Source organism: Streptomyces sp. RP5T, assembly GCF_003933965.1.
Classification (GTDB): domain Bacteria; phylum Actinomycetota; class Actinomycetes; order Streptomycetales; family Streptomycetaceae; genus Streptomyces.
The window spans coordinates 1-11,224 of record NZ_RSAJ01000263.1 but is presented as its reverse complement, the minus strand read 5'-3'; the positions used below and the strand labels follow the sequence as shown (position 1 = coordinate 11,224).

The 11,224-nt window shown below is 72.2% G+C and carries 12 protein-coding genes; 4 read left to right on the top strand and 8 right to left on the bottom strand.

Going from position 1 to position 11,224, the window contains the following annotated elements; translation table 11 throughout:
- The first annotated feature begins 180 nt into the window (after positions 1 to 180).
- From EHS43_RS25140 to EHS43_RS25130, 3 genes are read left to right on the top strand one after another with little or no spacing between them, the layout of a single operon-like run.
- Positions 181 to 954, top strand: coding sequence for an SDR family oxidoreductase (locus EHS43_RS25140; RefSeq protein ID WP_125193033.1), 774 nt, complete (start codon positions 181 to 183; stop codon positions 952 to 954).
- Positions 951 to 2,618 (top strand): class I adenylate-forming enzyme family protein, encoded by a 1,668-nt coding sequence (locus EHS43_RS25135; RefSeq protein ID WP_125193032.1) that lies wholly within the window; start codon positions 951 to 953, stop codon positions 2,616 to 2,618. The genes EHS43_RS25140 and EHS43_RS25135 overlap by 4 nt, the downstream gene beginning before the upstream one ends.
- Before the next feature lie 26 nt (positions 2,619 to 2,644).
- Entirely contained in the window at positions 2,645 to 3,238 is a 594-nt protein-coding gene (locus tag EHS43_RS25130) for a TetR/AcrR family transcriptional regulator (protein WP_125193031.1), read from the top strand.
- Between the two features lie 20 nt (positions 3,239 to 3,258).
- On the opposite strand, the gene EHS43_RS25125 is transcribed toward EHS43_RS25130, so the two are convergent.
- From EHS43_RS25125 to EHS43_RS25100, 6 genes are all read right to left on the bottom strand, one after another.
- Positions 3,259 to 4,482, bottom strand: coding sequence for an acyl-CoA dehydrogenase family protein (locus tag EHS43_RS25125; RefSeq protein ID WP_125193030.1), 1,224 nt, complete (start codon positions 4,480 to 4,482; stop codon positions 3,259 to 3,261).
- 6 nt (positions 4,483 to 4,488) lie between these two features.
- Positions 4,489 to 5,511 (bottom strand): phosphotransferase family protein, encoded by a 1,023-nt coding sequence (locus tag EHS43_RS25120; protein WP_125193029.1) that lies wholly within the window; start codon positions 5,509 to 5,511, stop codon positions 4,489 to 4,491.
- A 156-nt stretch (positions 5,512 to 5,667) separates the two neighbouring features.
- Entirely contained in the window at positions 5,668 to 5,964 is a 297-nt protein-coding gene (locus EHS43_RS25115) for a hypothetical protein (protein WP_125193028.1), read from the bottom strand.
- A gap of 272 nt (positions 5,965 to 6,236) precedes the next feature.
- Positions 6,237 to 6,560: a DUF202 domain-containing protein gene (locus tag EHS43_RS25110; RefSeq protein WP_125193027.1), complete on the bottom strand. Its 324-nt coding sequence runs from the start codon at positions 6,558 to 6,560 to the stop codon at positions 6,237 to 6,239.
- Entirely contained in the window at positions 6,557 to 6,949 is a 393-nt protein-coding gene (locus EHS43_RS25105) for a YidH family protein (RefSeq protein ID WP_125193026.1), read from the bottom strand. The genes EHS43_RS25110 and EHS43_RS25105 overlap by 4 nt, the downstream gene beginning before the upstream one ends.
- A gap of 85 nt (positions 6,950 to 7,034) precedes the next feature.
- Positions 7,035 to 8,111: an endonuclease/exonuclease/phosphatase family protein gene (locus EHS43_RS25100; protein WP_125193025.1), complete on the bottom strand. Its 1,077-nt coding sequence runs from the start codon at positions 8,109 to 8,111 to the stop codon at positions 7,035 to 7,037.
- 223 nt (positions 8,112 to 8,334) lie between these two features.
- Here EHS43_RS25100 and EHS43_RS25095 point away from each other — a divergent pair, with 223 nt between their 5' ends.
- On the top strand, positions 8,335 to 9,432 hold the full coding sequence (locus EHS43_RS25095) for a HAMP domain-containing sensor histidine kinase (RefSeq protein ID WP_125193034.1): 1,098 nt from the start codon (positions 8,335 to 8,337) through the stop codon (positions 9,430 to 9,432).
- Here the strand turns inward: EHS43_RS25095 and EHS43_RS25090 are convergent.
- The gene (locus EHS43_RS25090) at positions 9,407 to 9,922 is read right to left on the bottom strand and encodes an NUDIX hydrolase (protein WP_125193024.1); all 516 of its coding nucleotides are present in this window, start codon (positions 9,920 to 9,922) and stop codon (positions 9,407 to 9,409) included. The genes EHS43_RS25095 and EHS43_RS25090 overlap by 26 nt on opposite strands.
- 104 nt (positions 9,923 to 10,026) lie before the next feature.
- Positions 10,027 to 10,920, bottom strand: coding sequence for a DMT family transporter (locus tag EHS43_RS25085; RefSeq protein WP_125193023.1), 894 nt, complete (start codon positions 10,918 to 10,920; stop codon positions 10,027 to 10,029).
- Positions 10,921 to 11,224: the final 304 nt, after the last annotated feature.

Genomic DNA, 11,224 nt, shown 5'->3' with positions numbered 1-11,224 from the left:
GTCTGGAGAGGCGCATGAAGGGACCGTATGCGCTCCCGCCGGCTGTGGGGAGGCCACGGGCTGCATGTGGCCTGTCGCGCGCGGTTCCCCGCGCCCCTGAAGGCCGGGCGGTCACCCTTCCTTCCTACATACCGACCGGTTAGTCTGGGCCTGCAGTCGAGCCGGAGTCGAAGGAGACCGATGGTGGAAGCCCTGCAGGGTGCCGGAGTGATCGTGACCGGGGCGGGAGGTGGCATCGGGGCCGCGCTCGCGCGGCGGTTCGCTGCGGAGGGGGCCCGGGTCGTCGTCAACGACCTCGACGCCGGGCGGGCCAAGGCCGTCGCCGAGGAGGTCGGCGGGATCGCCGTCGCCGGGGACGCCTCGTCCGTCGTCGCCGAGGCCCGTGACGCCCTGGACGGCGTCGTCGACGTCTACTGCGCCAACGCCGGTGTCGCCTTCGGGGGCGGGAACGCCGACGAGCCGCTCGACGAGACCGGATGGGCCACGTCCTGGGACGTGAACGTCATGGCCCACGTACGGGCCGCCCACGCGCTGCTTCCCGGCTGGCTGGAGCGCGGCAGCGGGCGGTTCGTGTCGACCGTCTCGGCCGCCGGGCTGCTCACCATGATCGGGGCCGCCCCCTACGCCGTCACCAAGCACGGGGCGTACGCCTTCGCCGAGTACCTGTCGCTGACGTACCGGCACCGGGGGATCAAGGTGCACGCGATCTGCCCGCAGGGCGTGCGCACCGACATGCTCGCCGCCACCGGGACCGCCGGGGACCTGGTCCTCAGGCCGACCGCCGTCGAGCCGGAGGACGTGGCCGACGCGCTGTTCCGGGGGATCGAGGAGGACCGTTTCCTGATCCTGCCGCACCCCGAGGTCGCCGGGTACTACCAGGCGCGGGCCACCGAGCCCGACCGCTGGCTGTCCGGCATGAACCACCTCCAGCGCAAGTGGGAGGAGGTCCGATGAGCGAGTCCCGCTATGCGGCCAAGCCCTGGCTCGACCTGCTCAGCGAGGCCCAGCGCGGCCCGATCGAGCCCGACGACTCGCTGGTGCACTCCCTGCGCCGGGCCGCCGCCGAGGCGCCGGAGCGGCCCTTCCTCGCCTACTTCGACGGACGGCTCGGCTACCGCGAGGTCGACGAGCTCAGCGACTCCGTCGCCGGGCACCTCGCCGCCCGCGGCCTGGAGCGCGGCGACCGGGTGGCGATCCTGCTCCAGAACTCGCCGCTGTTCGTGCTCGCGCTGCTCGGCGCCTGGAAGGCCGGCGCGATCGTCGTGCCCGTCAACCCCATGTACAAGTCGGGGGAGGTCGGCCATGTCCTGCGGGACGGCGAGGTGGCCGCGCTGATCTGCTCCGACCGGGCCTGGGAGTCGTACCTGCGCGAGACGGCGGCCGGCTCGCCGGTGCGGATCGTGCTCACCGGCTGCGAGCTGGACTTCCAGACCCGTGGGGACGCGCGCGTGCTCACCTTCGAGCGGCTGCCGCAGGCGGAGGACGCCGACGACCTGGTCGCGGTCGCGCGCGCCGGGCACAAGGCGCCCGAGGGACGGGACGTCACGCCCTTTGACATCGCGCTGATCAGCTACACCTCGGGCACCAGCGGCACCCCCAAGGGCGCCACCAACACGCACGGCAACATCATGTACAACGCCGAGCGGCAGCGGACCGGGCTCGGCCTGCCCGAGGCGCCGGTGTACTACGCCCTGGCGCCGCTGTTCCACATCACCGGCATGGTCTGCCAGCTCGGGGCGAGTCTGACCAGCGTGGGCACCCTCGTGCTGACGTACCGCTTCGAGGCGGGCGTGGTCCTGGAGGCCTTCGCCGAGCACCGGCCGCACTACACGGTCGGCCCCTCGACCGCGTTCATGGCCCTGGCCGCCCACCCGGACGTCACCCGCGAGCACTTCTCGTCCTTCGTCAACATCTCCTCGGGCGGCGCCCCGCTGCCGCCCGCCCTGGTCGAGAAGTTCCGGGCCGCCTACGGGCCGTACATCCGCAACGGCTACGGGCTGACCGAGTGCTCCGCGCCCTGCGCGTCCGTGCCGCCCGAGCGGGAGGCGCCCGTCGACCCGGTGTCCGGGACGCTCGCCGTGGGCGTGCCGGGGCCCGACACCGTCGTACGGATCGTCGACGACCAGGGCGCCGAGGTGCCCTTCGGGGAACAGGGCGAGATCGTCGTGCGCGGGCCGCAGGTGGTGCCCGGCTACTGGCGGCGGCCGGACGCCACCGCCGAGACCTTCCCGGACGGCGAACTGCGCACCGGGGACATCGGGTTCATGGACCCCGAGGGCTGGCTGTACGTCGTCGACCGCAAGAAGGACATGATCAACGCGTCCGGCTTCAAGGTGTGGCCGCGCGAGGTCGAGGACGTGCTGTACACGCATCCGGCGGTGCGCGAGGCGGCCGTGGTCGGAGTGCCCGACGGGTACCGCGGCGAGACCGTCAAGGCGTACATCAGCCTCCGTCCGGGTGCCGAAACCGACCCCGATGCGCTCGCCGTGTACTGCAAGGAGAGACTGGCGGCCTACAAATACCCGCGACAGGTGGAGATCCTGCCCGAGTTGCCGAAGACGGCCAGTGGCAAGATCCTCCGTCGGGAACTCCGTTCCCGACCGCACAACGGCGAATGACCTCTCGGAAGGCAGGTGGCGGCACAGTGCCCAGGACGACGGACGGAGACGGTACGCCCGTCCCGCAGCGGCTGCTGGCCGCCGCCACCCGGCTCTTCGCCGAGCAGGGCTACGACCGGACCTCCGTGCAGGAGATCGTCGAGGCGGCCGGCGTCACCAAGGGAGCGCTGTACCACTACTTCGGCTCCAAGGACGACCTCCTGCACGAGGTGTACGCGCGCGTGCTGCGCGTCCAGCAGGAACGCCTGGACGCGCTCGCGAACGCCGACGAGCCGATCGAGAAGCGGCTGCGGGCCGCCGCCGCGGACGTCGTGGTCACCACGATCGAGAACCTCGACGACGCGATGATCTTCTTCCGCTCGATGCACCACCTGAGCCCGGAGAAGAACAAGCAGGTGCGGGCCGAGCGCCGCAAGTACCACGAGCGCTTCCGCGCGCTCATCGAGGAGGGCCAGGAGGCGGGCGTCTTCTCGACGGCGACCCCGGCCGACCTCGTCGTGGACTACCACTTCGGCTCGGTCCACCACCTGTCCACCTGGTACCGCCCCGACGGCCCGATGAGCCCGCAGGAGGTGGCCGACCACCTGGCCGACCTGCTGCTGCGGGCTCTGCGGCCGTAACTGCCTTACAGGTACCTCCCCTACAGGTACTTCTTCAGCTCCTGGCGGGCCAGCGAGCGCTGGTGCACCTCGTCCGGGCCGTCCGCGATCATCAGGGTGCGGGCACCGGCGTACAGCTCGGCCAGCGGGAAGTCCTGGCTGACGCCGCCCGCGCCGTGCAGCTGGATGGCCCGGTCGATGATGTCGACGACCGCGCGGGGCGTGGCGATCTTGATCGACTGGATCTCGGTGTGGGCGCCCCGGTTGCCGACGGTGTCCATCAGCCAGGCCGTCTTCAGGACCAGCAGACGCAGCTGCTCGACGGTCACGCGCGCGTCGGCGATCCAGTTGTGGACCACGCCCTGCTGGGCCAGGGCCTTGCCGAAGGCCGTGCGGGAGACGGCCCGCCGGCACATCAGCTCGATCGCCCGCTCGGCCATGCCGATCAGCCGCATGCAGTGGTGGATCCGGCCCGGGCCCAGGCGGGCCTGGGCGATGGCAAACCCGCTGCCCACCTCGCCGATCAGGTTCGAGGCGGGCACGCGCGCGTGGTCGAAGACCACCTCGGCGTGGCCGCCGTGGTAGTGGTCCTCGTAGCCGAAGACCCGCATCGCGCGCCGGACCGTGACGCCGGGGGTGTCCCGGGGGACCAGGATCATGGACTGCTGGCGGCGGATGTCCGCGCCGTCCGGGTCGGTCTTGCCCATCACGATGAAGATCTTGCAGTCCGGGTTCATCGCCCCGGAGATGTACCACTTGCGGCCGGTGACGACGTACTCGTCTGTGCCTTCCGGGGACCGCTCGATGTACGTGGTGATGTTGGTGGCGTCCGAGGACGCGACCTCCGGCTCGGTCATCGCGAAGGCCGACCGGATCTCACCGGCCAGCAGCGGCTCCAGCCACTGCTTCTTCTGCCGCTCGTCGCCGAACTGGCTCAGCACCTCCATGTTGCCGGTGTCCGGCGCGGCGCAGTTCAGCGCGGTCGGCGCGAGCTGCGGGGAGCGGCCGGTGATCTCGGCGAGCGGGGCGTACTGGAGGTTGGTCAGCCCGGCGCCGTACTCGGAGTCGGGCAGGAAGAGGTTCCACAGCCCCTGGCGACGGGCCTCGGCCTTCAGCTCCTCCACCACGGCCGGGGTGTCCCACGGCGAGGCCAGCCGGGCGCGCTGCTCCTCCGCGACCTCCTCGGCGGGGTAGACGTACTCGTCCATGAAGGCGAGCAGCTTGGCGCGCAGTTCCTCGGTGCGCGCGTCGAACGCGAAGTCCATGTCCGGTCAGCCTTCCTGAAGCGTCGTGAGACCGTGCTGGATGAAGACGGGGACCAGGTCGCCGATGCGGTCGAAACCGCGGCCGACCGTCTGGCCCCGGGTGTAGCGGTAGTGGATGCCCTCCAGGATCACGGCGAGCTTGAACCAGGCGAACGCCGTGTACCAGGACACCGCCGAGACGTCCCGGCCCGAGCGCTCGGCGTAGCGCGCGACCAGTTCGGCGGGGTCCGGGTGGCCCGGGGCCTCGGCGGTCGTGGAGACCGGGGAGTCGGGCATGCCCAGCGGCAGGCTGTACATCACCAGCAGGCCGAGGTCGGTGAGCGGGTCCCCGAGGGTGGACATCTCCCAGTCGAGGATGGCCTTGATGCGGTCGTCGTCGCCCATCAGGACGTTGTCGAGCCGGTAGTCGCCGTGCACCACCGTGGCCGCGGGGGACGGGGGCAGGCGTCGGCCGAGCGTCGCGTGCAGCTCGTCGATGCCGGCCAGGTCGCGGTTGCGGGAGGCGTCGAGCTGCTTGCCCCAGCGGCGCAGTTGGCGGTCCAGGAAGCCCTCCGGGCGCCCGAAGTCGGCGAGCCCGACCTCCGCCGGGTCCACCGCGTGCAGCTCGACGAGGGTGTCGACGAGGGACAGCACGGCGTCGCGGGTGCGTTCGGCGCCGAGCGGGAGGAGCTGGTCGGCGGTGCGGTACGGGGTGCCCTCGACGAACTCCATGACGTAGAACGGCGACCCGAGCACCGCCTCGTCCTCGCAGAGCAGCACCGGGCGCGGCACGGGCACGTTCGTCGGGTGCAGGGCGCTGATGACCCGGTGCTCGCGCTTCATGTCGTGCGCGGTGGCGAGGACATGGCCGAGCGGGGGCCGTCGTACGACCCACTGCGTGACGCCGTCCGACACCGCGTACGTCAGGTTCGACCGTCCGCCCTCGATCAGCCGGCCGGTCAGAGGGCCCTGCGCCAGGCCGGGCCGCTCGCGGTCGAGCAGGCCGCGCAGCCGGTCGAGATCGAGGCCTGGCGGATGGTCGGGACTCATCAGGGCTCCTTACGCGCGTGTGAACGGGTACGCACCATCATGCCGACTGGTCGGTATGTCGTCCAGAGGGAACGGTGAACGTGATCCGCCCCACGATAGGCCGACAGCTCCCCGCGGGGTGGGCGGGGAGCTGTCGGCAGATGGCTTCAGGCCGCGTCAGTGATCGTCCCAGTGGCCCTCGTGGGCGGCGTGCCGGTGGCCGTCGTGGAGGTAGTCCACGTGATCGCCGTGCAGCACGCTCTCGTGCCCGCAGTCCTGGCCGTGCCGGTGCTCGTGCCCCTCGTGCGGGACGTGCCCACCGGGCTCGCACTCGTCCCAGTGCCCCTGGTGCTCGCGGTGCAGGTGCCCGTCGTGCGCGTAGTCGACGTGATCCTCGTGCGGCACCTCGGTGTGCCCGCAGCCCGGGCCGTGGACGTGGGCGTGGGAGGCGTGTTCGTGGTGGAGGACGGTCATGGTGCTCACCTTCGAAGCGACGGGTGTTGGCGTCGGACAGGGTGCCATGAGCGGGGTGCATATCGGGATATTCGGGGTGCGTGGCGCGAGGGTGCGGTGAGGCGGTCGTACGGAGGCGCCGGCGTACGCAGGCGCTCTCGGGCGGACGGGTCTCACGCGTGCGGCTGCCGCGGCCCCGGCCGGGTGCGCCGGCGGGGCGGGGTGCCGTCGAAGAGCCGCCGTAGCGGGCCTGCGGCAAGACCGACTCGTGGGAGTGGGGGACCCGGCGCCGGTCAGAACAGCAGGGCCGCCCCGCAGACCGCCATCGCCACCGCGCACAGGACCGCTGCCGTGGCGGTTCGTGGAGTCAGGGACGGCGGGGCGCCGGACGAGGCCAGGGTGTGGATGCGGCGCTGCGCGAGCCGCAGGAAGCCGACCCACAGCGCGCAGCACAGGGCACAGACGACGAGCGCGCCGGGGGAGGGGCCGCCGTGCAGGGCCGTCTTCACGGCGAGCACCGCCGCGACGGTGCCCGAGAGGGTCGTACGGCGCCAGGCGAGCCGGGTGCGTTCGGGCTGGAGCCCCGGATCGCGGTCCGCGGTGGCGCTCTCGCTCATCCCTCCCACCCGACGAGCACCACGAAGACCATGGCCACGGCCACCACGGCGACCACGAGACTCAGCAACGCCGGGAAACGCGAGACCGGCAGGTCCTCGCCCCGTCGCATCGCCCGCTCGCACCGCACCCAGTGGTTGACCGCCCGCAACGAGCACAGCACGCCCGCCGCGAGCAGCGCGAGCGCCAGCCCGACCCGCCACGCCCAGCGCAGGTCCGGCAGGAACTGGTCCACCGCGAAGCCGCCGCCGATCAGCGCGAGCGCGGTACGCAGCCAGGCCAGGAAGGTGCGTTCGTTCGCCAGCGAGAACCGGTAGTCGGGGGTGGTGCCCTCCCGCCGGACCTCCTCGGGGGCGAACCAGGCGCGGACGTTCCGTGCGAAATCGATCACGCGCACGAGACTATCGGGCCTGCGGTCGAAGGGAGTCGCCGGTGCCCAAGGGGCTCTGACGCCACCCAGAGGGCATTGCCGGTGTTCACCAGCTGATCTCCGCCGCGACCGGCAGATGGTCGCTGCCCGTGGCCGGCAGGACCCAGGAACTCTCCGGCCGCACCCCCCTGACCAGGATCTGGTCGATCCGCGCCAGCGGGAACCCGGCCGGCCAGGTGAGGCCGAAGCCGTCCCCCGCCGCGTCCTGGGCCGAGGTCAGGCGCGCGGTGAGCCCGCCGAACGCACGGTCGTCCAGGGTGCCGTTCAGGTCGCCGAGCAGCACCACCCGCTCGTCCCGCTCGGCGGCGACGGCCCGGCCGATCGCCTGCACGCCCCGGTCCCGCTGGGCCGTACCGAAGCCGTCCCGGGGGGTCACCCGCACCGACGCCAGATGGGCCACGTACACCACCAGCGGCCCCCGGACCGTGTCCACGGTGGTGCGCAGCGCGCGCGTCGAGGCCGGGTCGAAGGGCTTGGTGGCCGCGAGCGGCCCGTAGTCCATCTCGATGTCGACCGGCCGGGTGTCCGACAGCGGCCGGCTGCTCCACACTCCGACCGTGCCCAGCACGGCATGGAACCGGTACGTCCCCGCCAGTTCCCTCTCGTACGTGCCCGCGGCCTCGGGGGTGATCTCCTCCAGCGCCAGCACGTCCGCTCCGGAGGCGGCGAGAGCGCGGGCGGTGGCCGCCGGGTCGGGGTTGTCGGCTCCGACGTTGTGGCTGACCAGGGTGAGCAGGCCGGAGCCGGAGTGGGACCTGTCGCCGAGCAGCCCGCCGAAGAGGCTCAGCCACACCGTCACCGGCAGCAGCAGCGCGGCCACCGCGGCGGCGGAGCGGCGCAGCAGCGCCCCGGCCAGCAGCACCGGCACGAACAGGCCGAACCACGGCAGGAAGGTCTCCACCAGACTGCCGAGGTGCCCGATGCCGTTCGGGACGCTCCCGTGCAGCAGCATCAGCAGGCCGAGCAGCAGGGCCGACGCGGTGAGCACCGGGCCGCGCCGCCAGGGCTCGGGGCGGGCGAGCAGAAGGACCGCCCGGCGGATTCCGGAATGCCGGGGCCCGGGGCCGGTGCCCTGGCGGCGGTCGCCGTCCTGTCCGGTCTCCACCGTGTCCACGTGCGTCATCGTCGCCGTCCGTCCTTGCTCGCTGCCGCTCACCTGCGGCCAGTCAACGGGGTGCGATGTTGCGGCGACGTATGCGCATTTCGATACGCCGGCGATATGCGTCGCTTCGTAGCATCGGGAGCATGCGTGCGCCGGCGGTCGAGGTTCGGTCCAGGCGAGTCGAGGCCCACGGTCAAGGCCGACCATCGAGTACGAGGAGGCGATCGTGGACAGGCAGCCCGGGGTGAGCGTCCGCCTCAAGCTCACACTCAGTTACGCCGGGTTCCTCATGGTCGCCGGGCTCCTGCTGCTGGCCGCGGTGTGGCTGTTCCTGCTGCGGTACGTGCCCGACCGCGCGATGCTCTACAACCCCGACGACCGGCCCTCGGGCGGTGTCTTTCCCATCCGGTCGGCCCTTCTGGAGGTCTTCGCCCCGAGGGCGGCCGCGGTGCTGGCGTTCCTGCTGGTGTTCGGCCTCGTGGGCGGCTGGATCCTCGCCGGCCGCATGCTCGCCCCGCTGACCCGCATCACCGAGGCCACCCGCCTCGCCACCCACGGATCGCTCTCGCACCGGATCCTGCTGCCGGGGCGCAGGGACGAGTTCCGCGAGCTCGCCGACGCCTTCGACGCGATGCTCGCCCGGCTGGAGGCGCATGTCGCCGAGCAGCAGAGGTTCGCGGCCAACGCCTCGCACGAGTTGCGCACCCCGCTCGCCATCTCCAAGGCCCTGCTCGACGTGGCCCGTGCCGACCCGCACGCCGACACCGGTGAGGTCATCGCACGCCTGCACTCCGTCAACGCCCGGGCGATCGACCTCACGGAGGCGCTGCTCCTGCTCAGCCGCGTCAACCAGGGCTCCTTCACCCGGGAGCCCGTCGACCTCTCCCTGCTCGCGGAGGAGGCTGCCGAGGAACTGCTGCCCCTGGCGGAGAAGCACGGCGTCACCGTCGAGACCGGCGGGACCGCCGCCCCCGCCGGCGGGTCCCAGGCGCTCCTGCTCCAGCTCACGACGAACCTCGTGCACAACGCGATCGTCCACAACCTGCCCGAGGGAGGTGCCGTTCGGGTGACGACCGGCCGCCGCCCCGGGGCGGCGGTGCTCACGGTCGAGAACACCGGCGACCGGCTCCCCCCGGCGCTGGTCGCCACGCTCACCGAACCGTTCCAGCGCGGCACCGAGCGCGTGCACACCGACCACGCGGGCGTGGGGCTCGGCCTGGCCATCGTGAAGACGATCACCCGCGCCCACGACGGGACGCTCTCCGTGGTCCCACGACGTGACGGCGGGCTCCGCGTCACGGTGGCGCTCTCGGAGGTCAGCCCATCGACCGGTACGCCCTGAGCCGCTCGTAGGCCGCCAGCCCGTCCGGCACCCACTCCCAGTCCCGCAGGCGCAGCTCCACCTCGTCCTCGGTCAGGAAGTCGTGCCAGGCGACCTCCTCCACCTGGGGGCTGACCGGGAGGTCGCAGCGGACCTCGTAGACCGCGGACCACCAGGTCCGGCCGGCGCCGTCGTCGTACAGGAACTTGAAGAGGTACGTCGGGCGGGGCAGGCCCGTCACCCCGAGTTCCTCCTCGGCCTCGCGCAGGGCCGCGTCGTCGTAGGACTCGCCCGCGCCGACGACTCCGCCGACGAACATGTCGTGGAGGGAGGGGAAGACCAGCTTGGTGGACGTGCGGCGGTGCACGAAGAGACGGCCCTCGGCGTCCCTGGCCTGGATGAAGACACAGCGATGACGCAGGCCCCGGTCGTAGGCCTCGCCGCGCGGGGACCGGGCGACGACGTTGTCGTGCTCGTCGACGATGTCGAGGATCTCGTCAGCAGCGCTCATGCCCCCATCCAAGCAGGCCCCACCTGGGCCGGCCCCGGTACGGGCGGGTACCGACGCGCACCCGACTCCGCGACCGCGCGGCCCCCCGGCGAACGCCCCGCCCCTCAGCTCGGCTGGAGGTCCCGCGCGGGTTCCGACCGGTCGGCTCCGCTGGGCATCGCGGGATGCATCCCCAGCAGCACGATCCCCGTCACGACGGCCGCCAGTCCCACCGCCTCCCACGTCAGCGCCCCGGTGTCGGTGCGCAGCCGGTCGCCCAGGAAGCCCACCCCGCACACGATCCCGGCGAGCGGCTGGGCCGCGGTCAGCGCGGGCAGCGACATCCGCAACGGCGCCGTCTCGAACGCGCTCTGCACCAGGACGAGCCCGGTGACCCCGAGGGCCAGCACGGCGTACGGCTGCCAGCCGGTCAGCAGCTCGGCGAGGCCGCCCTCGGAGAAGCGCTGCCCGCTGACCCGGGTGAGGGCGTCCTGGACGCCGTACAGCAGCCCGGCCGCGAGGGCCAGCAGAACCGGGCCCGCGCTGAGGCGGGAGCGCTTGGCGTAGGTGGTGAGCAGCAGGGCGAGGCCGACCATGGCGCCGATGATCAGCCAGTGGCGGAATGGGTCGATGACCGCCGTACCGCCGCGTGGCTCGCCCGCGACGATGAATGCGGTCACACCGCCCGCCAGCAGCACGAGCCCCGCCCAGCCCTGCCGGCCCAGCGGCTGCTTGGTCTGCTTGCGGGACAGGGCGAGGGCGAACAGCAGGTTCGTGGCGAGCAAGGGCTCGACCAGGGAGATCTCGCCGCGGCCGAGCGCGATCGCGCCCAGCACCATGCCGGCCACCATCAGTCCGATGCCGCCGAGCCAGCGCGGCACCTTCATCAGGTCGAGGAGCAGCCGGGGGGAGAGGAAGTCGCTCAGCGGGGCCTGACGGGCCGCGTTCTGCTGGAGCACGAAGCCGAAGCCCAGGCAACAGGCAGCACTCACGGCGAGAATCAGAACCAGTACCGACACGCTGCGTACCTCGATCGTCCGGCCGGCGGCGGGGTGGTAGTCGCCGACTTTAGCGTCCCAGCGTCCGGCTTGCCCCTGGGAGTACCCGGATTCGGGCTGTCGACTCGCCAGCCGGTCTCTTCTCGGCGGCGGGGTGTCCTGCCATGGTGCGGTGCGCGGTGGAGCGGCGCCATGGCGTACGCCACAGATCATTGCCGGCGACCCGCTTCCACCAGCGCCGAGTCACCACAACTTCCCCTCAAGTATGGAGAGTTGACGCGTGTAACGTGCCTTCGACCCTTGACGCAAACCAGTGGCGGAGGGT

Excerpts from the sequence above, each read along its gene's own strand:
- EHS43_RS25140 (WP_125193033.1), top strand. The coding sequence starts at position 181 with ATGGTGGAAGCCCTGCAGGGTGCCGGAGTGATCGTGACCGGGGCGGGA.
- EHS43_RS25135 (WP_125193032.1), top strand. The coding sequence starts at position 951 with ATGAGCGAGTCCCGCTATGCGGCCAAGCCCTGGCTCGACCTGCTCAGC.
- EHS43_RS25125 (WP_125193030.1), bottom strand. The coding sequence starts at position 4,482 with ATGGACTTCGCGTTCGACGCGCGCACCGAGGAACTGCGCGCCAAGCTG.
- EHS43_RS25120 (WP_125193029.1), bottom strand. The coding sequence starts at position 5,511 with ATGAGTCCCGACCATCCGCCAGGCCTCGATCTCGACCGGCTGCGCGGC.
- EHS43_RS25115 (WP_125193028.1), bottom strand. The coding sequence starts at position 5,964 with ATGACCGTCCTCCACCACGAACACGCCTCCCACGCCCACGTCCACGGC.
- EHS43_RS25110 (WP_125193027.1), bottom strand. The coding sequence starts at position 6,560 with ATGAGCGAGAGCGCCACCGCGGACCGCGATCCGGGGCTCCAGCCCGAA.
- EHS43_RS25100 (WP_125193025.1), bottom strand. The coding sequence starts at position 8,111 with ATGACGCACGTGGACACGGTGGAGACCGGACAGGACGGCGACCGCCGC.
- EHS43_RS25090 (WP_125193024.1), bottom strand. The coding sequence starts at position 9,922 with ATGAGCGCTGCTGACGAGATCCTCGACATCGTCGACGAGCACGACAAC.